The sequence below is a fragment of the Aquamicrobium aerolatum DSM 21857 genome, from assembly GCF_900113935.1.
Classification (GTDB): Bacteria; Pseudomonadota; Alphaproteobacteria; order Rhizobiales; family Rhizobiaceae; genus Aerobium; species Aerobium aerolatum.
On record NZ_FORF01000008.1, the window covers coordinates 1 to 25,032 of the forward strand.

At 58.0% G+C, this 25,032-nt stretch carries 25 protein-coding genes and 1 tRNA gene; 12 read left to right on the forward strand and 14 right to left on the reverse strand.

Annotation, left to right across the window (positions count from 1 at the left end):
* Nucleotides 1-178, forward strand: a 178-nt coding sequence (locus BMZ42_RS07865; protein ID WP_175556664.1) for an ATP-binding protein, incomplete at its 5' end; no start/stop codon positions are given.
* Nucleotides 179-246: 68 nt separating this feature from the next.
* Here BMZ42_RS07865 and BMZ42_RS07870 read toward each other — a convergent pair.
* Together BMZ42_RS07870 and BMZ42_RS07875 are read right to left on the reverse strand one after the other, a co-directional pair.
* Nucleotides 247-921, reverse strand: coding sequence for a restriction endonuclease subunit S (locus BMZ42_RS07870; RefSeq protein WP_091520738.1), 675 nt, complete (start codon nt 919-921; stop codon nt 247-249).
* The gene (locus tag BMZ42_RS07875) at nt 911-2,401 is read right to left on the reverse strand and encodes a type I restriction-modification system subunit M (protein WP_091520741.1); all 1,491 of its coding nucleotides are present in this window, start codon (nt 2,399-2,401) and stop codon (nt 911-913) included. Before BMZ42_RS07875 ends, BMZ42_RS07870 begins: the two co-directional genes overlap by 11 nt.
* Nucleotides 2,402-3,440: 1,039 nt before the next feature.
* Between BMZ42_RS07875 and BMZ42_RS07880 the strand changes: the two genes are divergently transcribed.
* Together BMZ42_RS07880 and BMZ42_RS07890 are read left to right on the forward strand one after the other, a co-directional pair.
* Nucleotides 3,441-5,210 carry an SLC13 family permease gene (locus tag BMZ42_RS07880; RefSeq protein ID WP_091520744.1) on the forward strand — a complete coding sequence of 590 codons (1,770 nt, stop codon included), beginning with the start codon at nt 3,441-3,443 and terminating at the stop codon, nt 5,208-5,210.
* A gap of 1,266 nt (nt 5,211-6,476) precedes the next feature.
* Nucleotides 6,477-6,553 (forward strand) — tRNA-Arg (locus BMZ42_RS07890).
* A gap of 282 nt (nt 6,554-6,835) precedes the next feature.
* On the opposite strand, the gene argE is transcribed toward BMZ42_RS07890, so the two are convergent.
* The 5 genes from argE to BMZ42_RS07915 form a co-directional block, all read right to left on the reverse strand.
* Entirely contained in the window at nt 6,836-7,993 is a 1,158-nt protein-coding gene (gene argE / locus BMZ42_RS07895; RefSeq protein WP_091520746.1) for an acetylornithine deacetylase, read from the reverse strand.
* A 122-nt stretch (nt 7,994-8,115) separates the two neighbouring features.
* Nucleotides 8,116-9,189, reverse strand: coding sequence for a CapA family protein (locus BMZ42_RS07900; protein WP_091520748.1), 1,074 nt, complete (start codon nt 9,187-9,189; stop codon nt 8,116-8,118).
* A 23-nt stretch (nt 9,190-9,212) separates the two neighbouring features.
* Nucleotides 9,213-10,481: a TRAP transporter large permease gene (locus BMZ42_RS07905; RefSeq protein ID WP_091521107.1), complete on the reverse strand. Its 1,269-nt coding sequence runs from the start codon at nt 10,479-10,481 to the stop codon at nt 9,213-9,215.
* 30 nt (nt 10,482-10,511) lie between these two features.
* Nucleotides 10,512-11,066 (reverse strand): TRAP transporter small permease subunit, encoded by a 555-nt coding sequence (locus BMZ42_RS07910; RefSeq protein ID WP_091520751.1) that lies wholly within the window; start codon nt 11,064-11,066, stop codon nt 10,512-10,514.
* A gap of 65 nt (nt 11,067-11,131) precedes the next feature.
* Complete coding sequence (locus BMZ42_RS07915) at nt 11,132-12,175, reverse strand: TRAP transporter substrate-binding protein (RefSeq protein WP_091520754.1); 1,044 nt, start codon at nt 12,173-12,175, stop codon at nt 11,132-11,134.
* Between the two features lie 230 nt (nt 12,176-12,405).
* Here BMZ42_RS07915 and BMZ42_RS07920 point away from each other — a divergent pair, with 230 nt between their 5' ends.
* From BMZ42_RS07920 to BMZ42_RS07960, 9 genes are all read left to right on the forward strand, one after another.
* Nucleotides 12,406-13,251 (forward strand): MurR/RpiR family transcriptional regulator, encoded by an 846-nt coding sequence (locus tag BMZ42_RS07920; RefSeq protein WP_175556665.1) that lies wholly within the window; start codon nt 12,406-12,408, stop codon nt 13,249-13,251.
* 35 nt (nt 13,252-13,286) lie between these two features.
* Nucleotides 13,287-13,475, forward strand: a complete 189-nt coding sequence (locus tag BMZ42_RS07925) for a hypothetical protein (RefSeq protein ID WP_091520760.1) — start codon at nt 13,287-13,289, stop codon at nt 13,473-13,475.
* A gap of 175 nt (nt 13,476-13,650) precedes the next feature.
* Nucleotides 13,651-14,412, forward strand: coding sequence for a FadR/GntR family transcriptional regulator (locus BMZ42_RS07930; RefSeq protein WP_091520762.1), 762 nt, complete (start codon nt 13,651-13,653; stop codon nt 14,410-14,412).
* A gap of 11 nt (nt 14,413-14,423) precedes the next feature.
* Nucleotides 14,424-14,870, forward strand: a complete 447-nt coding sequence (gene rpiB / locus BMZ42_RS07935; protein ID WP_091520764.1) for a ribose 5-phosphate isomerase B — start codon at nt 14,424-14,426, stop codon at nt 14,868-14,870.
* A gap of 28 nt (nt 14,871-14,898) precedes the next feature.
* Nucleotides 14,899-15,822 (forward strand): NAD(P)-dependent oxidoreductase, encoded by a 924-nt coding sequence (locus BMZ42_RS07940; protein WP_091520767.1) that lies wholly within the window; start codon nt 14,899-14,901, stop codon nt 15,820-15,822.
* 1 nt (nt 15,823) lies between these two features.
* On the forward strand, nt 15,824-16,501 hold the full coding sequence (locus tag BMZ42_RS07945) for an amino acid ABC transporter permease (protein ID WP_091521110.1): 678 nt from the start codon (nt 15,824-15,826) through the stop codon (nt 16,499-16,501).
* A gap of 13 nt (nt 16,502-16,514) precedes the next feature.
* Entirely contained in the window at nt 16,515-17,192 is a 678-nt protein-coding gene (locus BMZ42_RS07950; protein WP_091520769.1) for an amino acid ABC transporter permease, read from the forward strand.
* Between the two features lie 17 nt (nt 17,193-17,209).
* Nucleotides 17,210-17,935 carry an amino acid ABC transporter ATP-binding protein gene (locus BMZ42_RS07955; protein WP_091520771.1) on the forward strand — a complete coding sequence of 242 codons (726 nt, stop codon included), beginning with the start codon at nt 17,210-17,212 and terminating at the stop codon, nt 17,933-17,935.
* A 40-nt stretch (nt 17,936-17,975) separates the two neighbouring features.
* Complete coding sequence (locus BMZ42_RS07960) at nt 17,976-18,773, forward strand: transporter substrate-binding domain-containing protein (RefSeq protein ID WP_091520774.1); 798 nt, start codon at nt 17,976-17,978, stop codon at nt 18,771-18,773.
* Nucleotides 18,774-18,958: 185 nt separating this feature from the next.
* Here the strand turns inward: BMZ42_RS07960 and BMZ42_RS07965 are convergent, their stop codons facing one another.
* The 7 genes from BMZ42_RS07965 to BMZ42_RS07995 form a co-directional block, all read right to left on the reverse strand.
* Nucleotides 18,959-20,023 (reverse strand): ABC transporter ATP-binding protein, encoded by a 1,065-nt coding sequence (locus tag BMZ42_RS07965; protein ID WP_091520776.1) that lies wholly within the window; start codon nt 20,021-20,023, stop codon nt 18,959-18,961.
* On the reverse strand, nt 20,023-21,696 hold the full coding sequence (locus BMZ42_RS07970) for an ABC transporter permease (protein WP_091520779.1): 1,674 nt from the start codon (nt 21,694-21,696) through the stop codon (nt 20,023-20,025). The genes BMZ42_RS07965 and BMZ42_RS07970 overlap by 1 nt, the downstream gene beginning before the upstream one ends.
* A gap of 11 nt (nt 21,697-21,707) precedes the next feature.
* Complete coding sequence (locus BMZ42_RS07975; RefSeq protein WP_091520781.1) at nt 21,708-22,694, reverse strand: ABC transporter substrate-binding protein; 987 nt, start codon at nt 22,692-22,694, stop codon at nt 21,708-21,710.
* A 108-nt stretch (nt 22,695-22,802) separates the two neighbouring features.
* On the reverse strand, nt 22,803-23,234 hold the full coding sequence (locus tag BMZ42_RS07980) for a PACE efflux transporter (protein ID WP_091520783.1): 432 nt from the start codon (nt 23,232-23,234) through the stop codon (nt 22,803-22,805).
* 147 nt (nt 23,235-23,381) lie between these two features.
* Nucleotides 23,382-23,669, reverse strand: a complete 288-nt coding sequence (locus BMZ42_RS07985) for a GIY-YIG nuclease family protein (RefSeq protein ID WP_091520786.1) — start codon at nt 23,667-23,669, stop codon at nt 23,382-23,384.
* 21 nt (nt 23,670-23,690) lie between these two features.
* Complete coding sequence (locus BMZ42_RS07990) at nt 23,691-24,323, reverse strand: class I SAM-dependent methyltransferase (protein WP_091520789.1); 633 nt, start codon at nt 24,321-24,323, stop codon at nt 23,691-23,693.
* Between the two features lie 8 nt (nt 24,324-24,331).
* Complete coding sequence (locus BMZ42_RS07995) at nt 24,332-25,000, reverse strand: pseudouridine synthase (protein ID WP_091520791.1); 669 nt, start codon at nt 24,998-25,000, stop codon at nt 24,332-24,334.
* Nucleotides 25,001-25,032: the final 32 nt, after the last annotated feature.

Consider the following 25,032-nt stretch of genomic DNA (forward strand, 5'->3'; position numbering starts at 1 on the left):
GAAGCTTTACGAGCGCACCAGCGTCATCATCACCACCAATCTCGCTTTCGCAGAATGGCCGAGCGTCTTCGGCGACGCCAAGATGACGACCGCACTGCTGGACAGGCTCACGCACCACTGCGAAATCGTCGAGACCGGAAACGAATCCTGGCGCTTCAAAAGCCGCTCTCAAAGCTAAAGCCGAAAAGCCAATCAGCCGCGCCCGATCAGGCTGTGCAACCCCGACCAGCTTCGCCTGATCGGGCGCTAACCGGCGTGCCCTTCACAAGCTCTAACCGGGGTCCCTTTTACACGAAAAGGCGGGGTCCCGTTTCCACGGTCATTGACAAGGAGCCGTTCGAGCGCGCCCTGCTTGACCTTCCGGGTCTGCTCGATCACCGCCCGCGTCGCCGCAATCGCCTCATCGACGCTGGACAGGATCTTGGCGATCCGACGCTGTTCGGCCAGTGGGGGAATGGAAATCGGGATCGATTTAAGCGTCGCCTTGCTGATCTCCGGAAATGTGCTGCCACCTGCCGCGTTTTCCAAGATCGGTCTGCTGAACGCAATCCACTGAAGGAGGAAGGTCGGATCAAAGCTCTTGGACGGAAGAAAGTTTGCGAAGCCTTGATTCGTGGCCATCGGCACAGTGTTGATCGCCGCGAAGCCTATCGTGGCTCGACTCGTCATCAGCACGCTTCCGGCTGGTAGCATTTTCAACGAAGTTTCTTTTAGCGCTTGGTCCGAAACTGAGGACTTCGTCGAAGCTAAACGTGTTTGCCCCATCGGGAGAGCGGTGATGTCCGACGGCGTTGCCCAAAACCAGCACCCACCTTCCCAGTATTCAGGGTTAGCTTTCGAAGGAGTCGTTCCACCCACGATCTCGGTTAAATCACCCAGCCTTGCAAGACGCCACCCCTCCGGTGGCACATCACGCGACATAGCCGAGCTCCCTGAGAAAGCCCATCATTCGCGCTTCCGCTGCGTCCCGCTCGGCCTGCAACTCAACCAGCTTTTCGACTTCCGCCGCGACATCGACCACTTCGGCCTCCTTCCCCAAATGCACATAGCGGCTGATGTTGAGGTTGAAGTCGTTTGCTTCGATCTCGCTGACCAGCACCACCCGCGCTAGCCGCTCAATGTCAGCAAAGTCATCATAGGCTTTGGCGAGCGTAGCGACGTTCGCGTCTGACAGATGGTTCTGAGCCTTGCCTTCGACGAAGTGCTCGGCACCATTGACGACGAGGACCTTACCCTTCCGTGCCGCCGGCTTCTGTTTGCGAAGGATCAGTATGCAAGCAGGGATGCCAGCGCCGTAGAACAGGTTCGGTGCAAGTCCGATCACCGCATCGATGAGATCATCGCGGATCAGCCCCGCACGGATCCGACCCTCAGCGCCACCACGAAACAGCACCCCATGCGGCAGCACGACGCCGCAAATACCGTCTTCCTTCAGGCTCGCCACCATGTGCTGCACGAAGGCGAGGTCGCCGTAAGATTTTGGTGGGCAGCCATAGCGGTCGCGGCCATAGACATCGCCCTGGCTCCAAACCTCATGTCCCCAGTTTTTCAGCGAGAACGGCGGGTTCGCCAGCACGCGGTCAAAAGTGCGGATCGCCTTCGCGCCCTCACCAGTCAGATGCTTTGGCTCCAGCAACGTATCGCCGCGCGCCACCTGCGCATCGTCGATATCGTGCAGGAACAGGTTCATCTGGCAGATCGCCCAAGTGTTCAGGTTCCGCTCCTGACCGAACAGCGACAGGCTCTTCGGGTTTTTGCCCTGCCGCTCCAGATGATGCACCGCCTCCAGCAACATGCCGCCGGAACCGCAGGTCGGATCGTAGATCGACATACCTTCTTCAGGCTTCAGGCATTCGACGATCAGCCGCACGACCATCTTCGGCGTATAGAACTCGCCGCCTCTCTTGCCTGCATCGTCGGCGAACTGTGCGATCAGGTATTCGTAGGCTTGGCCGAGCACGTCGGCCTCGACATCAGAGTTACGTAGCCGATGTGTCTCGAAGTGCTGGAGAAGCTTCTCCAGCATGGCATCCGGGAAGCGCTCCTTGTTGTTGAAGTCGACATCCTGAAAGACACCCCGCAACCGCATGTTCGCGTCTTCGATGGCGCTGAAGGCGTTGTTCAGATGGGTGCCAATGTCGGTGGTGTGCTTGCGCACGTCCTTCCAGAAATGACCCTTCGGAATATCGAAGCGGTGCTCATCGGGATCCGCCGCAAGCTCGGCATCATTGTAGCGCGCCAGCCGCTCCTCATACTCCTCCTCCCAGACGTCCGAGAGGCGTTTGAAGAACAACAGACCGAAAATGTAGTGCTTGTAGTCACCGGAATCGATCGAGCCACGCAGGATATCGGCAGCCCGCCAGAGATGTGTCTCCAGCTGCGATAGTGTCAAAGTCGTCAAGGTATGCTTCCCACCTGAATTTCAACGCGATCCTATCAGGTAAGACCTCTTTGACAATTAACGTCGAGCTGAATCTCCGGCACAGCCTAGCCACATCACCAGCACGCCCATAAACGACCTTCCGCGCAACCCGACAGGGCTCGAACCCGCGATCGCTATCGCCCTTTGGACATCGTCACGAGCAGAATGTTGTGCAGAGACTGACGTTGCGGCACGCAGATTCCGTCTCACTTCACCAATGGCTATGTGCGCGCCGCGCCGAAAGGCTGACCATGACCCGCGGAGAGGTGGGAGAGTAGTCGAATGCACCCATCAGTTTCCACCAAAGCTCTGAGACTGCTTCGAACGCTATTTTCAGTCTCTGAATGGCTTTCGTTTCAAACCATGCAAACGTCGCACGATTTGGGTTCGTTCTAAAAATACACCAAGATTCAATACGTTGTAGTTTCCGAACTGCGCCCGAGTTGTAAGGGATGCCGCAACCAGCCGCGTGAACACAAACACCCAAGCTGGGCGTTTTCGAGCGCTGCAAAGCGTAACCCTAAGTAGTGCGGCGTTGGACGCGACCAAAACTTGAACGAACTCCTCGGGGCTCCGCAGAAGTCACAATCCCATGATGATGATCACAGTAGACGCGGTCCGCTGAGGTTTGCGTGGCGCAAAAGCGGTAACCGCCCGTTGCTGACGGATCAACGCGAACCGGAAAGCGGCATTGATCGCGGCCTAAATTCATGAGCAGAACTTCGCCAATGGGAAATTTGTTAGTATCAAGCATAATGTTCTTCAAGTCTCCGATCGTTGCGCGAACGGCGAAATACCCGCTTCTTTACCGCAAGCGTGACGCTTCATAGGCGGCGTTGGTCTGCGCGCGATTTGGTTATGAACACTATGTAGGGTCGGGATCAGTGTTAATGAAGGCCTGTTTCTTGCTGATTATTAACATTTTACTTGCAACCAACCGCCATCTCTCTCCTCACCACCGGTTAAACGAACATGACCGACCAAACCTCACCGTAACAGATCAAAGGTCCAGCAACGCATGACAGTCGAAATTATGTTGGTGTTGGGTGTCGCCCTGATCGCCATCATTCTGTTTGCAACGGAGAAGTTGCGGATCGACGCGGTGGCACTTCTGGTGCTCTTCTCCTTAGTCATACTTGGGCTCATCAGCCCAAGCGAGGCGTTGAGCGGCTTTAGCAATCAAGCCACCGTCACAGTGGGGGCAATGTTTGTTCTGGCAGCAGGGCTTCAGAACAGCGGCGCGCTGTCCGGGATAGGCAGCTTGCTGGGACAGGCAAAATCGCCATTCCTGTTTCTCCTTGTCTTGTTCGCGGTGCTGGCTGTTGTTGCTCCCTTCGTCAACAACACGGCCGTCGTTGCCGTTTTCATGCCGCTGGTCATTACATCCGCTGCGAGCATCGGAATGTCAGCATCCAAGGCGCTCATTCCGCTGTCCTACGTGTCGCAGATGGCGGGGGTCTGCACCTTGGTTGGCACCTCAACCAATCTGTTGGTCAACGCAATGGCACAGGACTTAGGCCATCCCGGGTTCAGCATGTTTGAGTTCACGCCGCTGGGGATAATCTGCTTTTTGGCCGGATGTTTCTATCTGCTGACCGTGGGTCGATGGCTCTTGCCAGACGCGCGAGCAAATGAACTTGTCGAGCAGTATGAACTGGGAAAATACATTACCGAACTGCGCGTCTTGCCCGACTCTTCGTTGATCGGAACGTCTGTTGCTGAAGCTCGGCTTGGCAGAGATTTTGGCGTTTTCGTTCTGGAACTGCTGCGTGGGGAAAGGAAAGTTTGGTCTCCGCGGTCACAGATACTGAAAGAAGACGACATCCTGATCGCCCGGGGCGATTGGTCGAAGTTAGATCAGCTGAGGGCAAAGGCGGGACTTGAGATCAACACCGAGTTCCAGCTGAAGGCTCGGACCCTTGAGGAAGGCACGCAGCAGGTGCTGACCGAAGTGATGATTGCCCCGCGATCACGAGTCATTGGGAGCACGCTGGCGCTGCTTGACCGACGCTGGCAACACAATGCGACGGTGCTGGCCATTCATCGCCGAGGTGAAAGGTTGCGTGAGCAGCTCAAAGACGTGACTTTGAATGTCGGCGATGTCTTGCTGATGCTTACTCCCGAAGCCGAGATGAAGGCACTGCGTCGAGATTCCAATGTCATCGTGCTCAGCCAGCGGGAAGCTGACAGGCCTCGCGGCTGGCGCGCGCCCTTTGCCCTCATAACGATGGCACTAGTGATAGTCCTGTCTGCGCTCAGTTGGGTGCCCATTGCGATCACATCACTGATTGGTGCGCTGGCAATGACCCTTGCAGGCTGCCTCGATGCCGATGAGGTCTATGATGCCATCGACTGGCGTATTCTTATCCTACTAGCTGGATTGCTGCCTCTGGGTATTGCCATGTCTCAGACCGGGGCGGCCCAGTTCATCGTCGCAAACTCGATAGGTATGGTCAGTGACTTCGGCCCACTGGTAGTGTTGGCTGTCTTGTATTTGATGGCGCTACTGCTAACCGAGTTCATGAGTAATGCGGCCGCGGCTGTTTTGCTCACTCCTATCGGCATGTCCACCGCTGACATGCTCGGCGTGGATAGCACCCCCTTCCTGATAGCGGTCACATTTGCTGCCTCAACAAGTTTTGCGACGCCGGTAGGCTACCAGACCAACACCATGGTCTATAGTGCCGGTGGATACAGGTTCACTGACTTCGTTAAGGTTGGCCTTCCGCTGAATCTGCTCTTTTGGGTGCTAGGCGTCATCTTCATCCCTGTGTTCTGGTCGTTCTGATTCCTGTCCAGTTCTATACGCCCCCGCAGATGTCTGATCGTGCTATTTCTTTGATCTTCGAGCAGCCTATGCCACGACTCATACTTGCTCGCGCACCGGCGACAGGGGTCGAATCTGTTACATCGCCACCTCATTCGGACCCCGTCAGTTGCACGATGTTGCGCAGCGTCTGAGAGAAGCAGTGAACTTCTGCGCGAACGGACGCGAAGCCAGCCGGCGCTCACCCCTGCGTCTAAAGAAGCGCCCCCTCACTACGGCGTGTGATCAGCTCCTGTCGTGACCTTATGCCTGGTCGGCGACCTCAGTGCATCCAGTGCAGAGGCATGGTGATCCTTGGCTCCCCCTCACTACCCCCCCGGCAACACCACCGGCTTCGGAACCGTGACCTCCACACAGCGGCTCACGCCCATCCGCGCAATGCGGTGCAACAGCGTGTCAGGGGAGCTCGCTGGCTGGCTCCAATCCCAATCGCTCAAAGTTCCAAGACACAACGCTCGGACGGCGCCACCAAGCGCCTCCTGCGACAACCAGCGCGACCGGCATGATACGACGCTGGGCGAACGGGCATCCAACTGTGGCGTCATTCAAGCTTGTCACCTCATCGCCGAACGGTATTCTCGGACTCTCGACGAAAGGGGGGGACTACTGTGAACACTTTACTCCGCCTAGCATGCCTGTTGGTCATCACTGCTTGGACAACAAACACCGCCGTCGCACAGTCAATTATTCGCTCTGAGCCAGCCGGGGAGGAATTGATCGAAAGCTACGTAGCCCATATCGGACGCCGAGATCTATTTAACTCCAACGGCGCTCGATTGACTGAACCTTGGCAGATCTTGCGGCAGGACCGAGCCAACTTTCATCGCTTCGGAATCCAGGACGCTGGCGACGAATGGGATAGCTTCTTCGGGAATGCGAACAACCGAGCTGCTCTTGAGAATATGCTTCGAAATGGCTCGATTTCAGCGCAAGCGTCACGTGACATCATCCGTGGCGGTGCTACGGTCTTGGTCGAGATTTACGGACGCGGAAATGTCGGGCGATCGGTGGTTGTAACGGTCGCCCGCTAGGAAAAGAGGTGTCACCGCTCCGGCACATCCCGGCCACACCCGGCCCACCCCATCCGGCTGATTCCTGAACTCTGGCGCACCCGACAGGATTCGAACTTGTGACTTCTGCCGTATAGGTTACGCACATTCCAGCCTATTGTGCGCGTTAATCCATTGATGCCCGGCGCGTGATCGTCTAAGACGCATCTATCCGGATGCACCCGTAGCTCAGCTGGATAGAGTGCTGCCCTCCGAAGGCAGAGGTCACAGGTTCGAATCCTGTCGGGTGCGCCAATAAAATCAAATGCTTAGATGTATTTCTGCCAGCTTGTTGTGTTCTCGTGTCACAACGAGTTGTAGCGCGGAATAACACCAGTGTTTGCCGGGAACCGCCGAGAATAGACGGTTTTCACCGGGAAGAACCGCGCAATTGTGCGGTTTGCGGGGCGGATCGACGCGTTGAGCAATCGCGGGTCGCGTCAGATCAATGCGCAGCTTGCCGTTTGAGCGCTTCTTGTAGGTTCGCGCTGCTTCCGCCCCGAGGGTCTCCTCGAGACCGTCATGTCTTCGCGCATGTCAGCAGAAGGCGTTGCAGCTCTGAAGAATGAATCTTTTCGCTTCCGCCAGCTGCTCCAGCTCAACAAACTCGTCCGCCTTGTGGGCCTGCGCAATATCTCCGGGGCCGCACACCACCACAGGGATTTTCATCTTGCTGGTGAAGCACCCAGCTTCGGTACCATAAGAAAGCTTAACGTCAGCGTTCTTGCCGGCGCATCGCTTGGCAAGAATCACAGCTCGATCATCAGCAGGCATGCCAAATGATGGGTAGGAGTAGACGTCCTCTACGGTGACGCCACAATCGGAATGACGCGCCTTCATCTCTGCACGCAATGTTGCAGCGGGATCGAACACGAATCGACGCGCCAGCGTCTCGGAATCTTCGCCGGGCAGATAGCGAAATTCCATGTCGACCACACAGACATCGGGCACGATGTTGACTTGTGTTCCGCCTCGAATACCGCCGACATGAACGGTTGTGTGTGGAATATCGAACCCCGGATCGAACGGCCCGTCAGCGGCGATCTGCGACGCCATTTGCGTTAGCATGGAGACGTAGCGGGCGGCATAATCGACTGCATTGACAGCCGCAGGAGCCCGGCTGGAATGCGCCGCCTGCCCAGTGAAAATCAACCGGAATGTGCAATTGCCCTTGTGCGCAAGTCCAATCTCCATGCGGGTCGGCTCGCCGACAATGCAAAGGTCTGGCGTGATGTTCCGATTGATCAGGTCGTCGATCAGATCATGTACGCCAAGGCAGCCCAGTTCTTCATCATAGGAAAGCGCAAAGTAGACGGGTTTGGACAGCTTGCCGGCATCGATATCGGGCACGCAGGCGAGCGCGGAGGCAATAAAGCCCTTCATATCGGCCGCGCCGCGCCCATAAAGCCGATCACCAATGCGGGTCAGCCTGAACGGGTCTGTCGCCCATTGCTGCCCTTCAACCGGCACCACGTCGGTGTGCGCGGACAGCACCAGTCCCCCCGGCACGTCGGGACCAAGCCGCGCCAGCAGGCTGGCTTTTAGGCCATCTTCCGACGCGACGCGCCATGTCACAGCACCGTAGTCGGTCAGATATCGCTCTATATAGTCAACGATGTCGAGATTGGATCGATCGCTAATGGTTGCACAGGCAACCAGGTCTGAGAGGATCCTGATATCGTCTTCCAGATTCATGATGTGATATTTCCGATGGTGCGGCAAAGGTGAGCAGCAGGCAGGAAACGGCACACCGTTTCCCGCGCTCCGATACTCATAGGTGAAGATGAGAGGCGCTCTGGCGCCAGGCGTCGAGGCTCTCAGAGATCGATATGAGCTCTGTTTTCCTCGATGCGGAACTCAGTGCCATAGCGTGACGAAAGCTCGACGATACGGTCCAGGATCACCTGCGCCACACCTGTGTCGGTGGAGATGACAGGAAGACCGTCTGCTTGACACTCTGTGGGGACCAGCGTGATCCTGCGGATGCCCTGCCGGCCAATCTCAAACTCTGCGATGACGGACCACGGATCGATATCCTCGAAGATTTCGAGCTGGCGTGGCGTGGCGTTGATCCGGTCCTGCTGAGCGATGTTGTTGCCCAGGCTGTAGATCACCGGCTTGCCGTCGATCAGTTCGATTGCAGTCGGGCTGTGAGCATGATTGCCAAGGATCATGTCGGCGCCTGCTTCGACAATCTGCTGCGCGAGAGGGCGCTGATAAGCGGCCAGTGGAGTGCCGCGACCATAGCCCCAATGGACGCTGACGATCACGACGTCGACTTGCGCTTTCAACTTGCGGACAGCATCCGTCAGCACCGACACATCCTCGGGCGCTGCGAAGCTGTTGACCTTGAGCGGCGCGCCCGGCTCCATCATCATGCCAAGCGGATCGAGAGCGATCTCCTGGCGAACGCGCACAGCAGCGATCCCCGGGCGATCTTCGCGCACGGCATAGTATGGTGGAACGAGACAGGATGCCGCCAGGATGCCGACACGGACACCGTTGATCTCGCGGATCATCGGCGCCCAGGCTTCCTGTGGCGTACGTCCGCCGCCAATCGTCGTGACACCACCGGCGGAAAGATTGTCCAGCGTGTCGAGGAAGGCGTCAGGGCCAAAATCCCAGGTGTGATTGGTGGCGACCGTCATGACGTTGAAACCGGCCTTGCCCAAGTCCTGCCCAACGCGCGGCGGCACCAGATAGGCGATTTCGGAGTCGGTGCGAAATCCTCGGGTCGAGAACTGGACCTCGCAGGCGCCCCAGACAAGATCGCCACGCCGCATGAAATCCATGAGTTCCGTCAAACCCGATGAATTGACCGCACCTTCGCCGAAGAGAGGGTGCCGGATCACCACATCGCCTGCCGCGGTGAAAAGGAAGGTATCTGACATGACTTCAATCAACTTTCATCAGACTAGAGGAAAACGCGCGTCATTCCCGGGAACAGGATGAGCAGCGCGACCATGGCGAACATCGCGACCACGAAAGGAAGTGCGCCGACGATGACATCGCTGATACCTCCGCGCGGGCGAATGCTCTGGACAACATAAAGGTTGATGCCGATCGGCGGTGTGATCATCGCAAGCTCGACAAGGATCATCACAACGACACCGAACCAGATCGGATCGTAGCCGGCTGCAAAGATGATCGGTGCAACGATCGGTATCGTCGCGATCATCATCGACAGCGTTTCCATGAAGCAGCCGAGGATGACGTAGAAAATAATGACAGCAATCAAGGTCCATATTGGCGAGAGGCCAAGATTGTTCATGAACGACTTGATCGAGCTCGAGAGGCCTACGCCGGACAGGACGAAATTGAGGAAATAGGCGAAAACGATGATCAGCATGATCATGCCGGTCGTGCGCATGGTGTTTTCAAATGCGCTCAGAAGCACCTGCACGTTCAGCATGCCGCGAAGAGCAGCCAGGGCGAGAACCGCAAGCACGCCAAGGGCCGCGGACTCGGTTGGAGTGGCGATGCCGCTATAGATCGAACCGATGATCACAACGCAGATGATGAGCGGTGGCACCAGATGCTTCAGGGATGCGATCCGCTCGGACCATGTTGCATGGATCTTGACTTCGCCCTCGTTGAAGAGGCTGCTTTGAATGAGGATTGTCAGCGCGAATATCGCGGCCATCAAAAGTCCCGGAACGATGGCTGCAAGATAGAGCTGGGGGATCGATGAGTTTGTCAGGACCCCGTAAATGATCATGTTGATGGAGGGCGGCAACAGGATCCCGAGCGTCCCTCCGGCTGCGATTGAACCGAGGAACAGCCGCTCATTGTAGCCGTATTTTTTCTGCTGCGGGATCGCCAGGGTTCCGATTGTCGCTGAAGTCGCGACGCTGGATCCGGAGGTGGCGGAAAAGAGCGTGCAGGATGCGATATTCGCATGCATCAGCCCGCCTGGAAGCCATGAAACCCACTTGCTGAGCGCTGTATACATCTGCTCGGCAATGCCGGTGCGCAAGAAAAGCTCACCCAGCAGAATGTACAGGGGGATGGCCAGCAATGTGAATTCGGTAAACGCCCCCCAGCTCACTTCACCCAGCGCGCGCCACAAGGGCATGTCGGTAAAGACAAAATTGAGCGACAGGGCAAGAATGCCCATCACGGCTGCAACCGGTATGGCCAGGAAAATAAGGACCATCAGCGCAACGAAAGTAAATGCGATCATCTTCACATCCGATTATCAACGGCCCGATGGTCAGGCGCTTATCTCGTCTTCGATTTCTTCATCAAGACTTTTGACGCCGGAAATTTCGGCGATCTGCTTCATGTTGTTCTTGATGAAAAGTCGTGTGATGCTGCCAAGCAGATAGATTTGAACAAGACCAAAAAAGCCCAGTCCGGCCGCCCACAATGATTGGGGAATCCACAGCGTCACGCCGAGTGGCGTATTTGAACGCGCGCCAATTTCAAATGAGGTGGTCGTCGAGTCCAGGGCCTGCTGAAAAAGCAGGGCAGTTACGCAAAGCAGGCATGCCAGCGACAGGATATCCAACGCGGCGCGCCAGGTGGGCGTCATCCTGCCATAGAACAAGTCGATACGGATGTGGGCTCTGCTGAGAAGTGTGAACGCCAATGACCACGACACGCCAATCGCAAAAATATACGATGATATTTCGTCGACGCCGCCGAATGAATACTGGAAAATATTACGCATCAAAACTTCGACGCCCACGAGTACAGCGGACAGAAGAAGGAATCCGCCGGAAATCCAGACGGAATAGCGCGACAAAGCATGAATTATCGATAGCATCGGCAACTCCTTGATGCGCCAATTGTCGGGTGGAACCGCAGATCCACCCGACAGTCGGCAACGTGTTAGTCAGCGCTGATCAGCGCACCGACCGTCTCGTTCCACTCAGCCATGCAGGCATCGCCGCAGCGCTGGGCAAATCGTGCAAGCACGACGTCGTTGACGAGCTTCGAGCGCAGTTCCACATCAGCCTCGGCGAGTGGTACGAGCGTCATCGCTCCCTTCTTGCCGAAGATGCATTCACCACCCGTCGCACAGCTCAGTCCTTCTGCGGTGCGGGCTGCCCCGGCCGACCAGACCTCGTCCTCAAGCTTGCCCATTTCCTCGGTCAACAGAGCCTGTACGGATGGGGCAAGCTTTTCCCATGCCTTGGCGTTGACCGCATACATGAATGGGCTCCAACCCACTGTGAGCGGGTAGAGATGCGTGGTCACCTCATGCCATCCCGCGCTGTTGCCCGAGAACGTTCCGGTGACCGCGCAGTCGATGACGCCAAGCTGCAACGAGGTTACGACTTCGCCAAACGGCATGGTGACAGTCACGCCACCCGCGCCTTCGACAAAGTCGGCTACAGTCCGATTGCCGGTGCGCACTTTCTTGCCGCGAAGATCCGAAAGGCTCTCAATCGGACCATTGCACCAGAAAACCTGGGCTTCGGTCGGATAGAGCATCAGAAGCTTGATGCCGTATTTTTCCATGTAGAGCTTGGCCAGAGCCGGCTTGTAAGCATCGGAAACCTTTCTTGCGGTTTCGATGTCCAGGGCAATGCCGGCAAGGTCCGGACCTTCGTTCTGCGGATCATCACCCGCTACGTAGCCCAGCGCAGAGGTTCCGAAATCGATTACACCCATGCGCATGAGGCGGAAGACTTCAGGGCCCTTCAAGCCCTTTTCGTTCAGGCTGGTGATCGAAGCGGTTACGTTGCCGCCGGTGAGCGATGGCAGTCGCTCCGTCCAGAATGGCACTTCGATTTCCTGATAGATGCCTGCGGTAGCCCATCCGCCCTGAACGCTGAGTTCAGTCTTCGGATAGTCTTGTGCGCTGGCACCAGTTGCAAACGCCATGGCAGTCACAGCCGCCGCGACGCAGGCCCTTGCTTTGTCGAACATGGTGTCCCCTTTCCCGACTTGATTAATAATGGTTGTGTGGACGACCAGCCGGCGCACAGAAAGTTGCGCAGGGTTGTTCGTCACGAGTAGATGTCTGGCTTACGAAATCTCTCCTCCGCGTCCCTCCAACGCTTAAAATTGTAAGATCTCATTCTAAAAAACAATTTTCATATCGCAGGATCATTGTAAAATGATTTTTATTTTCCATGGAAAGGGGAGCGCACGCTGGCATGACAGACATTGAAAGAAAGCCCCTGTCGCTGCTCATCCAGGAGCGCGCTTCCCAATTGTCGCCAACGGACCGTCAGCTGGCGGATCTGATACTTGGATTTCCAGGTGAGATTGCCAGCTATTCAGCAGTGGAGCTGGCCAAGATGGCGGGGACATCGAATGCGGCGGTAAGCCGTTTCGTGCATCGTCTGGGCTTTCGCACCTATGAGGACATGAAGCGTCACGCGCGCGACATGCGAAGCGAAGGTTTCCCGACCTATCTACTCGAAAAGCACCAGACCGACACTGCCGGGCAGATCGCGCGCCACGTTCACGTCAGCCAGCATAACATTGTGGAAACGTTTTCGGCCTTGGACCCGGCAGAACTGAGCGCAGCAACCGAGGGCATTGCGACGGCGCGCAAGGTTGTGTTCATCGGCATGCGCAACGGGCATTTCCTGGCTAAATATCTGCGCTGGCAAATCAGTGAAGTCTGCACTGACACGGTTCTGTTGCCGAGCGATGGCGAGACACTGGCTGAATCTCTCGTTGGCTTGACGAAAGATGACGTGATCGTGGTCTTCGCGATACGCCGGCTGGTTCCGATCATCCGCGCTGCCATCGCTCTGCTGCCGTCGCTGCCCGCGCGAACCCTGCTGCTGGTCGATCAGCATTATCGCGAGGCCTATCAGCCAACCTGGATGTTACGCTGCATGACACAAAGCCCCGCGCCACTCGACAATCATGCCGCGTTGCTCGTCTTGTGCCACATTCTGGCAGACGAGGTTTTCCGGTATCGGGCCGATTCGGGACGTCAGCGCCTGACGTCGATTGAAGACATGCATCATGTCCTTGGAGAGATGTGAGGCGCCCGCGCCATCATCGCTCCAGGGCTCGTTGATTGGAGCCAGATGATCTGATTGCGCCGTTCGTGTTGCCCTCTGCGGATGACAAGGATGATGCCGCTCACAACGCGCCGATCATCACCGAGCTCGCGCGCGTTTTTCATGGGGTAGGGCGCGAAGGCGCGCCATTCGCGCATCCGTCAGCCAAGAAAATTAGTCAGTCCGTCTCCGTCACGCCCGTCTGACTCGAAGCCGTCAGCTCAGTCAATGGACCTGAGTCTGGACGGTTATCTCTGACTTCACAGCTTGCTTGCGCCAAATTCAGGCGCGGACATCCACACATATTGGCGTGTTCGGCGACAGACCGTCGTTGACAGATCATCAGTGGTTAAATAGAGGTCAGACCATGGAGTGATCTCAATGGCGGACAACAAGGCATCCACGATCCGGCGTGAAGTTTCTGACGTGCGCAGCAGCTATGAGCGCGTCTTCGCGTTTCTGCGCGAGCAACTTCTGTCTGGAGAGCTGGTTACAGGGGACTGCCTCCTGCCTGAGCGGGAGCTTTCAGCGCAGCTCGGCGTTAGCCGGCCGATGTTGCGAGAGGCGTTGCGTGCGCTTTCGATGCTGGGTGCCGTCGAGATCCGTCACGGTGTCGGCACGATCGTGAAGCGGCCGGATGTGTCGACGTTGGGTGACTTCGTCACGTTCGCCTTGGCGCAGCAGTCGGATGTCATCGACGACATCATGGAAGCGCGTGTGGCCATCGAGCATCATGCTATCCGTCTGGCCTGCCGTCGTGCGCGGCAGGTGGATTTCGATCGGCTTGCCGACGCGATTTCTTTGATCGCTGAGACGATTGATGATCCGATTGCCGGCGGTCATGCGGATTACAATTTTCACGAGGCGATCGTGCGGGCTGCGCAGTCGCCGGTATTGATCAGCCTCTACCAGTCGATCTCCGGACTGATGATGCGCTCCCATCTGGAGCGGCGCGAACAGATCATGCAGGTCGACGGTATCAACGAGTTTCTCATCGGGCATCACAAGTCGATCTTCACAGCGATCGTCGAGCGAGATGCCGTGAAGGCAGATGATCTGCTCACTCGCCATTTTGAAATTGGCGCAGATTTCCGTCGGCGCGCGACCATCCGCGCCACGACCATAGATAACGTTCAAGCTTAAGGGACTTCGCAATGAAAATCGTAGTTGGAAGCGACCACGCAGGCTTTCCACTGAAGGCAGAAATCATCAGCCAGCTGAAGGAACTCGGCCATGAGGTCGAGGATGTTGGCAGTTTCGACCCGTTGCCCGTCGATTTTCCGGATATCGCCCGTCTGGTTTGCGACAAGGTCAACAGCAAGGCTGCCGAGCGCGGGCTGCTGGTGTGCGGAACCGGTGTTGGCGCGGCAATTGCAGCGAACAAGATTCGCGGTATCCGGGCGGCGGTTTGTCATGACGTGCATTCGGCACATCAGTGCGTTGAGCATGACGACGTCAATGTCATGTGTATCGGCGCGCAGATCGTTGGTCCGTGGCTCGCTCGCGACCTTGTCGCCGCCTATCTGAGCGCCGAGTTCGATCGCAACGAGGATTTCGTCCGTCGCGTCGAGAAGCTTGCCCAGCTCGAACAGTCCAACTGACAAACATGACCGGGCGGAGGCCCATGCGATGACTACGCACAACAAGTTGGTTGCCGGTTTTGTCGGTGTCGGTGTGATGGGGCGTCATATGGTGCGCAACCTTGCCGAAGCCGGTATGGTCGTGCAGGTTTTCGACGTCGTCCCGGAAGCGCTCGAAGCGCTTCCGCGTCACGACAATATCCGGCTGGCCAAGAGCCTGCCGGATGCTTTGTCCGGCGCTGACATTGTCATCACGATGCTCCCCGATACGCCGCATGTCGAAGCCGTTGTCTTCGGTGAGGGGGGGATTGTCGCGACACTGCCGTCCGGAAGCTTGTTCGTGGACATGAGCACCATTTCGGGCCACACGACTCGTGTTCTCGCCGAGAAACTTTCCGAACGCGGCATCACGATGCTCGATGCGCCCGTTTCCGGCGGGCCGGTCGGGGCCGAGAATGGAACCCTGTCGATCATGGTGGGCGGGGATGCGGACGGTTTTGCGCGAGCACATCCGTTCTTCAAGGCCATGGGCGAAACGATCACCCATGTCGGCGCAGCCGGGGCAGGGCAGACCGTCAAACTGTGCAATCAGCTGATTTGCGGCATCAATATACAGGCGATTTGCGAAGCGCTAGCGCTTGGTCGTGCCTGCGGTGTCGATCTTGAGCAGATGCGCGACGTGCTGCTGGGAGGCTCGGCGGCCTCCTGGATGCTCGACAGGCTGGGCTCGCAGATGATCAGCGGTGATGCATCGGCCGGCTTCCGTATCGATTTGATGTTCAAGGATCTGCGTCTCGTGATGGAGACGGCGATGCAGGCAAATGTGCCGCTGCCGGCGACGGCCTTGGTGACTTCGCAATACATTGACGCCCGCGCCCATGGTGAGGGTGGCAACGGCAATCAGGCACTTTTCAAGGTGTATGACCGAATGACCGCGCAGGACCGCGAACGCAGTCATGGCGCGGGTGCTTGAGATGAAACTCGATTTCACCGCGATCCTTGCGCGCTGGCAGATGCTGTTGGATGGCATGGCATTGACCATCCAGCTCGCGGTGATCACCATTCTGACCGGCTTTCTGATCGGCACGGCTTGTGCCATCGCAAGGCGCTCGAAGTTCAGGCTGCCTGCAACGATCGCTGCAGTCTATGTGGAGCTGATCCGCAATACGCCGTTTCTGGTGCAGATATTCGTTGTCTATTTCGGCCTTTCCAGCCTCGGATTCAAATTCACGGCTGTGACCGTCGCCATTATCGCGCTGACGATCAATGTCGGCGCATACACTGCGGAAATCATGCGTGCCGGCTTCGATTCGATACATCGTGGCCAGTGGGAGGCTGCCGAATGCCTCGGCCTCACGCGGGTTCAGGCCTATTGGCATGTCGCATTGCTGCCTGCGATGGAGCGGATCTATCCGTCTTTGACGAGCCAGTTCATCCTGCTGATGTTGGCATCTTCGATCACGTCGCAGATCTCTGTCGAGGAACTGACAGCCGCTGCGAACTTCATCCAGTCAGAGACCTACCGTCCTCTGGAAACCTACATCGTCATCGCAATCATCTATCTGGCGCTATCGCTGGCTCTGCGGTTGGCGTTCTGGTTGCTCGGCATGTTGATATTTCCGCGCCGTCGGCGCCTTGGCACCAATCTTTAAGGAGGGTGTCGCGATGAACAATGCAATCAATGCCACGCATCTGACATTCTTGCTCACTGGCGCGTTCTGGACGCTGGTCCTGTCGCTGATGGCTTTCGTGGGCGGGGGCGTCGTCGGACTGGTCATTGCACTTGGGCGCACATCGCCGGTTCGCTTCCTGCGCATCTTGAGCGGTGGCTATGTCCAGATCGTCCAGGGCACACCGCTGCTCGTGATCCTGTTTGTCGTCTATTTCGGTCTGCCGACAGTTGGTTATTCCCTGTCGCCCATGCTGGCTGCGGGCCTGTCGCTGACGATCTATGTCAGCGCATATCTCGGCGAGATTTGGCGCGGCTGTCTGGAAGCGGTGCCGAAGGCTCAGTGGGAAGCTGCCGAGTGTCTGGCCCTGTCAAAGACACAGCGCATGGTCAAGGTGATCCTGCCGCAGGCGGTGCGTATCGCGACGCCGCCGACCGTGGGATTTTCGGTCCAGATCATCAAGAATACGTCGCTGGCATCGGTGGTGGGTTTTGTCGAGTTGGCACGTGCGGGGCAGTTGATCAACAACTCGATATTTCAGCCCTTTTCCATCTACATGATCGTCGCGCTGCTTTATTTCTGCATGTGCTTCCCGATCTCCGTCTTTAGCCGCCGTCTCGAGCGCACGGGTGCTTCGCGCCTGAAAGCTGCCGAGACCGCCGTTTCCGCGTAGCACCTGGAGCAAAACCAATGCCTGTTGTGGTTCTTAAGGATGTCAAGAAAAGCTTCGGCAGCCTTCAGGTTCTGCGAGGAGTGTCCTTTTCCGTAGACAAGGGGGATGTCGTCGCACTGATCGGCGCGAGCGGTTCCGGCAAGAGCACAGCGTTGCGTTGCATCGACCGGCTCGAGACAATCGACAGTGGCACGATCGACGTCTGCGGCTACAGTGTGAGCGATCCGAACCTCGACCTGCGCAGATTAAGGCTCGATGTTGGCATCGTTTTTCAAAGCTATAACTTGTTCCCGCACCTGACGGTCGAAGAAAACATCACGCTGGCGCCCCGTTCGGTGAAGCGGATGCAAAAGGCAGAAGCCAGCGAGATTGCACGCGAAGTGCTGGCGCAGGTCGGCCTCTCGGACAAGGCCGACAACTACCCCGAACAGCTTTCGGGCGGACAGCAGCAGCGTGCGGCGATTGCCCGTTCGCTCGCCATGCAGCCCAAAGTCATGCTCTTCGATGAAGTCACATCTGCGCTGGATCCGAAGCTGACAGGCGAGGTGTTGAAAGTCATCGAAACGCTCGCCGCGTCCGGCATGACCATGATCATGGTGACGCATGAAATGGCATTCGCGCGCCGTGTCGCCGACCAGGTCGTCTACATGCACCAAGGCCGCGTCCACGAAGCCGGCGCGGCATCAATTCTCACCCACCCGACGACTGCTGAACTATCCGAGTTCATCAGCAACGATCTTTAGCGCATTGCAACAATGGAATGCACAACCAACGGAGGAAAATATGAAGTTTATCAAATCTCTAGCTGTTGCCTCGGCAATGTGCGCCCTGTCTCTGGCCGGCACCAGCATCGCCTCGGCCAATTCCTACGAGCGCATCATTGAATCTGGCAAAATCCGGATTTCGACCGATCTGGCTATTCCGCCCTCAGGCATGCTCGACGCCGAGTTGAAGCCGATCGGATCGGATGTTGAAACAGCGAAGCTGCTGGCCGAAGACTGGGGCCTCGAACTGGAGTTCATCGAAACCACCGGCGCGACCCGTATCCCCAACCTTCAGACCGACAAGGCCGATATTGTCATCTCGACGCTGTCCGTGACGCCGCAGCGCGCTGAAGTCATCGACTTCTCGAAGCCTTATGCTGGGCTTCAGTCGGTGATCGGAGCGCCCGCTGCCGCGCAGATCGCAGGTTGGGACGATATTCGTGGGAAGACCGTGACCGTTACGCGCGGCACGACGCAAGACACCGAATTGACTGCCATGGCAGCTGAGCGCGGTTTCAATATCGCGCGCTATGACGACGACGCGACGATGGTGACCGCGGCTGTCACCGGTCAGGCAGAAATGGTTGCGACCTCGGCGACGATCGTCCAGCAGATCGGCGAGCGCAACAAGGACCTCGCCTATGAGCCGAAGTTCACCATCCGCGTTTTCGACCTTGCCATTGGCGTGCGCAAGGGCGAGCCGGAGCTGCTTGAAAAGCTGAACGAGTGGGTCAGCGCCAATCTCAAGAATGGCAAGCTGAACGATATCTACCAGAAATATCACGGCACCCCGCTGCCGGCTGAAATTCTGCAGTAAGTTCAAAACACCGCACAAAGAAAATAGCCTCCAGCTACGCTGGGGGCTGTTTTCGTTAGTGGGAGATGATCTGGCTTCTCAGTCGCAGTCGTGAGCTTTGCCAGACTCATTCCAGCGTTCGAGATTGCGTTACCTGAGGATTGGGCGACGAGCTCGCTCTGTGAAGAACGCGCTCTGCTAAGGGGCTATCCCCTCAATGCGTGCAGGGACGAGTGCGAGGGCGAAGCGAATATTTGCTGGCCCGGATCGAGCAGGCCTTTTTCGCCGGGGTTGGGGACGTCGACCAGCCATTCGCCAAGGCCTTCGATCTCGATCAGATACTCCGCGACGTTGCCGAGAAACATTGCCCGGCGCACAGTGGCGGCAAAGTCGCCTTCGGTGGCAGAAAGCGCAATCGCTTCCGGTCGCAGCACCAGCGTCACCTTGTCTCCGACATTGCCGCTCGTTGGCACGGGCAGTTTGACGCCTCGAAGGTCGACGGTTTGCGCGTCGGCAACAATCGCTTCGGGGAAGTTCGCCTTGCCGATGAATTCAGCGACGAAACGGCTTGCAGGCCGTGCATAGACCTCGCGTGGGGTGCCGATCTGCTCGATATTTCCACTGTTCATCACCACAATGCGGTCGGAAATGCTCATCGCTTCGATCTGGTCATGCGTCACGTAGAGCGAGGTGATGCCGAGGCGCTGCTGCAGGTCGCGGATTTCAACGCGCATCTGGTCACGCAGTTTGGCGTCCAGATTGGACAACGGCTCGTCGAACAGCAGAACCTTTGGTTCCATGACGATAGCGCGAGCCAAGGCAACGCGCTGTTGCTGGCCGCCCGAAAGCTGGTTGGGTGAACGATTGGCCATCGAGGTCAGGCCGCTGACAGCCAGAACCTTGTCGGCGCGGGCTTTCAGTTCAGCGTCCGAAAGCTTCTGCAGTCGCAACCCGAAGACGACATTTTCGTAGACCGACAGATGCGGAAAGATCGCATAGGACTGGAACACCATCGCCGCGTCGCGGCGGTTCGGCGCGACGTCGTTCATCCTGCGCTCGCCAAACAAGATATCGCCCGACGTCGGCTCCTCGAAGCCCGCAATCATCCGCAGGAGCGTGGTCTTGCCGCAGCCCGATGGCCCGAGAAGCGTGACGAGTTCGCCCGGCGTCACTTCCAGATTGGCGTTGCGTACCGCATGCACTTCCTGTCCGGGGGCATCCGGGCTGGCAAAGCGCTTTTCGAGATTGTGGATATGGACGGACTCGGCCATCAGAATTTCACCATGTTCATGTGCCTCGTCATACGCGTGACAATGGCGTTGATGACGACGATCGCAAACAGCACGATCGCGATGACGACCACGGAATAGGCCGCGGCCACGCCCAGGCGGCCCGAGCCGACCTGGTTGAGGATTTGTACCGTCATCAGGTTCCAGTTTGCCGAGACCAGGAAGATCGCAGCACTGATCGCCGTCATGGCGCGCACGAAGGCGTAGACGAGCGCCGAGAAGAACGCCGGCGCGATCAGGGGCAGGGTCACCTTGCGAAAGGTGGTCAATGCGCTCGCGCCCAGATTCTGCGCCGCTTCCTCGATCGATGGATCGATCTGGCGCAGGATGGCGGTGCCGGACTGGATGCCGACCGGCACATAACGGAAGACGAAGCACAGCACGAGGATCAGCAGCGTTCCGGTCAGGATAAAGGGCGGGCCATTGAACGCGAGTACATAGCCGATGCCGACGACCGTGCCGGGCACTGCGTAGGAAAGGATCGAGCCGAACTCCAGTGCGCGCTTGCCGGGAAACACGCGACGCACGACAAGAAACGCGATCAGCATGCCGAGAAGGCCGCTGATGGGCGTGGTGATGATGGCGATGATCAGCGTGTCGGTGACGGTCTTGAAGCCGACATCGAAGACATAGGCGAAGTGATCGAGCGTGGGCGTGTAATTGAAGCCCCAGACCTGCGTGAACGCGCCGACGAAGATGACGCCGTAGAACATCAGGACGAGGGCGGCGAACAGCAGCACCAGTGCGTAGAGCAACCACTTCACGCGGGTGCTGACGATCTTGGATGTGGAGGCAGTCGGTTTGCCGGTCACGGTCACATATTGGCGGCGGGCGATCCAGTAACGCTGGATGGCAAAGGCGGTGATCGAGGGGATCAGCAGGATCACCGACAGCATCGCGCCGCGCGCCAGGTTGAAGGAGCCGGTGATCTCCAGATAGGCCTGCGGCGCCAGCATCGGGAAGGCAGCACCGGCCAGAACGAGCGGATTGCCGAAATCCGCCATCGATTCGATGAAGACGATCAGGAAAGCGCTGGCCACGCCGGGCAGGGACAGCGGAAAGGTGACTTTCCAGAAGACCTGCCAGCGCGAAGCGCCGATATTGAGCGCTGCGTCTTCAAGCGTCGGACTGATGGAGGCGAGGACGCCGCGCAGCGACAGATATGCGATCGGCGCGAAGGTGAAGACCTGCGACCACACCACGCCGTGAAAGCCATAGATGCTGAAGTCCTGCAACCCCAGCAGCTGCCGGGTAATCAGCCCGTTAAAGCCGAACAGGAACAGGATCGACACCGCCGACACGAAGGGCGGCGAGATGATCGGGACGATCATCAGATAATGCAGGACACGCTTGCCGGGCACATCAAGCCGGGTCAGCACGAAGGCGGCGAGGTACCCGATCACCACGCCGATCAGTCCCACCAGTGCGCCTACCGAAAGGCTGTTCCACAACGCGTTGCGGTAGAGCCGCCGCTCGCTCATGAGGGCATAATTTGCGCCCGTCCATTCGCCTCTTTCCTGAAAGCTGGCGATGAAAACCATCATCAGCGGATAGACCACGAAGATCAGGATCGCAGCGAAGATTACGGCGACCAGCGCGAGCAGGATCGGGTCCCGCGCCAGTATGCGAAGTTGTGAGCGAGCGGTGGTAAGCACGGTGCGCCGGATTACTGGCCCAGGACTTCGTCTACCCAGCGGTCAACGAGACGCTGACGGTTTTCGGACGCGAAAGCCGGGTCGTAGGAAACCAGCTTGATGTCGTCGAGCGAGGGAATGCCTTCGCCAGCGCTGACATCGGAGCGGATCGGCAGGAAGTAGGTCTTTTCAGCAGCCAGCTGCCCCTGACCTTCTGCGGAGGTCATCCAGTCGACGAGCTTTTTTGCATCGTCCAGATTTGTCGCATCCTTCAGGATCGACATCGCTGCGACTTCATAACCGACGCCTTCCGACGGGAACACCACCTTTACCGGAAAGCCTTCATCGACGAGCTTGAGAAAGCCCGGCGAGAATTGCAGCGCGATCGGTGTTTCGCCGACGCCAAGGGCGCCTGAGGGCGCGGTGCCGCTCTGCGTGTAGGTCTGAATGTTCGGGTTCAGGTCTTTCATGTACTGGAATGTGGCGTCTTCGCCCCACAGCTCGTTGAGCGTCAGAATGACCGCGTAAGCGGTGCCGGAAGACTGCGGCGAGGGCATCTGGATGAGGCCGCGATATGCTTCATTCTTCAGATCTTCCCAGGATGAAGGGGTCGGAGCGCCCCGGCTTTCCAGAATGTCGGTGCGCACGCCCACTGCCAGCGGGTTGGTGTAGATTGCGTGCCAGTTGCCGTTGGCGTCCTTGAACTGTTCGGCGAGACCGTCGGCATTGGCCGAGACATAAGGCTGGGTGAGGTTGCGTTCGTTGGCGAGAATGTGGTTCTCGCTTGGCGCGCCAAACCAGACGTCAGCCTGTGGGCGGCTGGCTTCGGCTTCGATACGCGACAGGGCGGGTCCGGAAGACAGGAACACCATCTGTACGTCGACACCCGTGGCCTTCGTGAAGGCGTTGAGGATGCGGGTCGCATTTTCCTCGTCGACGCTGGAATACACCGTCAGCGCCTGCGCTGAACTGGCCATCATCAACAAGCCCGCGAACGCTGCGAGTGCACTTTTCTTCATGGTATCCTCCGTCTGCCGCCGCAGTTTGCGACCTGCCAATAAGTAAGGCGGCAAAGCTATCCCCGACACTATTCCCCGTCAACGCATGCACATGACGGGGAATGACAATCAGGCTTGTATCTGACGGCGCAACGGGAAAACTCGGTCGAAGGCCCATGTGAAAGCGAAGGTGTAGACGAGGAAGAACACCAGCAATGCCGCTTCCATCAAGAAGGCTTCCACAAACCCGACCTGATACCAGAACATGAATATCGGAACGATCGCCAGGATCAGGCCGCCTTCAAAGCCAACGGCGTGCAGAATACGGATCGGCACGGTTCGCTTGGTCCAGTCCAGCTTCTGCTCGAGCGTTTCGAACCCGGTATTGTACAGAAAATTCCAGATGACAGCGACGACGGACACAACGATGGCAACAGGCAGCGATCCAGCCGCATCGCCTTCGCTCATGGCTGCCAGCAGCCAGGTCGAAAAAACGATCGCGAAGAACTCGAAGATAACGACGTAGATAATTCGGCGCAGACGCGCCTCAAGAATATACATTCATGGCTCCATGAGCAGAACGCTCGGAATAGGTCCGGACCGTCCCGGCAAGGGTTCCATGAGCAGTGAGCCACGGTTTCCGCTCACCACGGGGCTGATATAGCCTTGAATGGCGAAAATTCAAGGCTTCGAAGGTGTCTGTCCGGCTTAGTCTTGTCCCAGTTCTGCCGGATCGACGGCTTTCAAAGCGGTCAGCGCCACGTTTCGGCGCATGCGCCGGTCACGCTTGAGATGCCATTCGCGACTCATCGCTTCCTGGCGCGTCTCCAGCATTTCGCTGTAGATAATCGTCCATATCCGGCCACGTGTCGACTTTGCGCCGGCTCGGCCACCATTATGCTCCGCAAGCCGTCGCTCCAGATCAAGTGTCCATCCGACATAGGTCCGGTAGCCTGAGGGGGTCTGACATCCCAGAATATAGACATATGCAGTCATCGAAACGGCTCGCTGCGCATTTCAGGTGTCGGCTTGTGCTACGAGCTTCGCCTTGACGAAGACGTCGTAGCGGGTGCTCTTGCCAAGAATCTGGTGGGAAGGCCGGGGCAGGCCTTCCATCAAGGGCGCGCGCAGCGGCCACTTCAGGACAACACGGTTGCGGGCGTGCTTGAGAGCGGCCTGCATCAGCACCACCGAGTCGGGGTCCGTGCCGACAAGCTCTCGGATCAGGCGCATCTCTTTTTTCACCAGTGCGGAGTTGCCACGAGGCGGGTGCATCGGGTCCACCAGCACGACCTGCGGTGACAATTCTGCGAGCAACAGGCAGGAATCACCGTGCAGCAAGGTCATGCGTTCCGCAGTCTCGGCATAGGCACCGCCTTCGGCGTGCGCGCGTTCCAGTCCTTCGGCCAGCAGCTTATGCATCGCGTCCGAGCGTTCGATCAGGGTCACCTTGGCTCCGAGGGAGGCAAGCAGGAATGAGTCGCGCCCCATCCCGGCGGTGGCATCAACAATATGGGGCGTGATTCCGCGGGTCAGCCCACAAGCTTTTGCCAGCGCTTGGCCACGGCCTTCGCCGGAACGAAATCGATGTCCGACGGCGCCGCCGACGAAGTCAACGATCAGGGATGATTTGTCGAGTTCCTGTGCCATGGCTTTGCTCAGAACGGCGCCGGTGCGGTGAAAGTCACATCGCTGCCATCGGGGTGGCGGAATGACAGTTCCTGCGCATGCAGCAACAACCGGTCGGCCGCTGCCAGCGCATCTCCGTTCGCGTAAAATTCGTCACCGAGGATGACATGCCCCAGCGCCTTCATGTGAACGCGCAACTGGTGTGTGCGGCCGGTGAGCGGTTCGAGGTTCACGCGCGTTATCGTGACGCCGCGCCTTATCACCTGCCAGCGGGTCTGCGCTGGTTTGCCGTGGTCGTGATCGACACGATGGCGCGGTTTGTTGTCTGGATCGATCGCAAGCGGCAGGTCGATCAGCCCTTCGTCGTTCTCGATGCTGCCCCACACCTCGGCCATATAGGATTTGCGCGTCGTTCTGGCTTCGAATTGTCGTGCGATTGCGGCGTGTGCGCGTCGGTTAAGCGACATCAGCACGATGCCAGATGTATCCTTGTCCAGCCGGTGGATCATCAGCGCTTCGGGAAATTCCGTCTGCACCCGCGTTGCAAGGCTGTCAGCCAGAGCGGGATGCCGGCCAGGCACCGAGAGCAGGCCGCTCGGCTTGTCGAGCACAAGCAGGTCGGCGTCGCGGTGGAGCACCGAAATATATGGTTCAAGCGGCGGGTGGTAGACAGGGTCAGTATCGGACAGCACATTCATGCGCAGGCCCTATCATGAAACCCGTCTTCTGG

Bases quoted from the DNA above. Each gene is read 5' to 3' on its own strand.
- BMZ42_RS07870 (WP_091520738.1), bottom strand. From the start codon at position 921: ATGTCGCGTGATGTGCCACCGGAGGGGTGGCGTCTTGCAAGGCTGGGT.
- BMZ42_RS07880 (WP_091520744.1), top strand. From the start codon at position 3,441: ATGACAGTCGAAATTATGTTGGTGTTGGGTGTCGCCCTGATCGCCATC.
- argE (WP_091520746.1), bottom strand. From the start codon at position 7,993: ATGAATCTGGAAGACGATATCAGGATCCTCTCAGACCTGGTTGCCTGT.
- BMZ42_RS07900 (WP_091520748.1), bottom strand. From the start codon at position 9,189: ATGTCAGATACCTTCCTTTTCACCGCGGCAGGCGATGTGGTGATCCGG.
- BMZ42_RS07905 (WP_091521107.1), bottom strand. From the start codon at position 10,481: ATGATCGCATTTACTTTCGTTGCGCTGATGGTCCTTATTTTCCTGGCC.
- BMZ42_RS07910 (WP_091520751.1), bottom strand. From the start codon at position 11,066: ATGCTATCGATAATTCATGCTTTGTCGCGCTATTCCGTCTGGATTTCC.
- BMZ42_RS07915 (WP_091520754.1), bottom strand. From the start codon at position 12,175: ATGTTCGACAAAGCAAGGGCCTGCGTCGCGGCGGCTGTGACTGCCATG.
- BMZ42_RS07920 (WP_175556665.1), top strand. From the start codon at position 12,406: ATGACAGACATTGAAAGAAAGCCCCTGTCGCTGCTCATCCAGGAGCGC.
- BMZ42_RS07930 (WP_091520762.1), top strand. From the start codon at position 13,651: ATGGCGGACAACAAGGCATCCACGATCCGGCGTGAAGTTTCTGACGTG.
- rpiB (WP_091520764.1), top strand. From the start codon at position 14,424: ATGAAAATCGTAGTTGGAAGCGACCACGCAGGCTTTCCACTGAAGGCA.
- BMZ42_RS07940 (WP_091520767.1), top strand. From the start codon at position 14,899: ATGACTACGCACAACAAGTTGGTTGCCGGTTTTGTCGGTGTCGGTGTG.
- BMZ42_RS07945 (WP_091521110.1), top strand. From the start codon at position 15,824: ATGAAACTCGATTTCACCGCGATCCTTGCGCGCTGGCAGATGCTGTTG.
- BMZ42_RS07950 (WP_091520769.1), top strand. From the start codon at position 16,515: ATGAACAATGCAATCAATGCCACGCATCTGACATTCTTGCTCACTGGC.
- BMZ42_RS07955 (WP_091520771.1), top strand. From the start codon at position 17,210: ATGCCTGTTGTGGTTCTTAAGGATGTCAAGAAAAGCTTCGGCAGCCTT.
- BMZ42_RS07960 (WP_091520774.1), top strand. From the start codon at position 17,976: ATGAAGTTTATCAAATCTCTAGCTGTTGCCTCGGCAATGTGCGCCCTG.
- BMZ42_RS07965 (WP_091520776.1), bottom strand. From the start codon at position 20,023: ATGGCCGAGTCCGTCCATATCCACAATCTCGAAAAGCGCTTTGCCAGC.
- BMZ42_RS07975 (WP_091520781.1), bottom strand. From the start codon at position 22,694: ATGAAGAAAAGTGCACTCGCAGCGTTCGCGGGCTTGTTGATGATGGCC.
- BMZ42_RS07980 (WP_091520783.1), bottom strand. From the start codon at position 23,234: ATGTATATTCTTGAGGCGCGTCTGCGCCGAATTATCTACGTCGTTATC.
- BMZ42_RS07985 (WP_091520786.1), bottom strand. From the start codon at position 23,669: ATGACTGCATATGTCTATATTCTGGGATGTCAGACCCCCTCAGGCTAC.
- BMZ42_RS07990 (WP_091520789.1), bottom strand. From the start codon at position 24,323: ATGGCACAGGAACTCGACAAATCATCCCTGATCGTTGACTTCGTCGGC.
- BMZ42_RS07995 (WP_091520791.1), bottom strand. From the start codon at position 25,000: ATGAATGTGCTGTCCGATACTGACCCTGTCTACCACCCGCCGCTTGAA.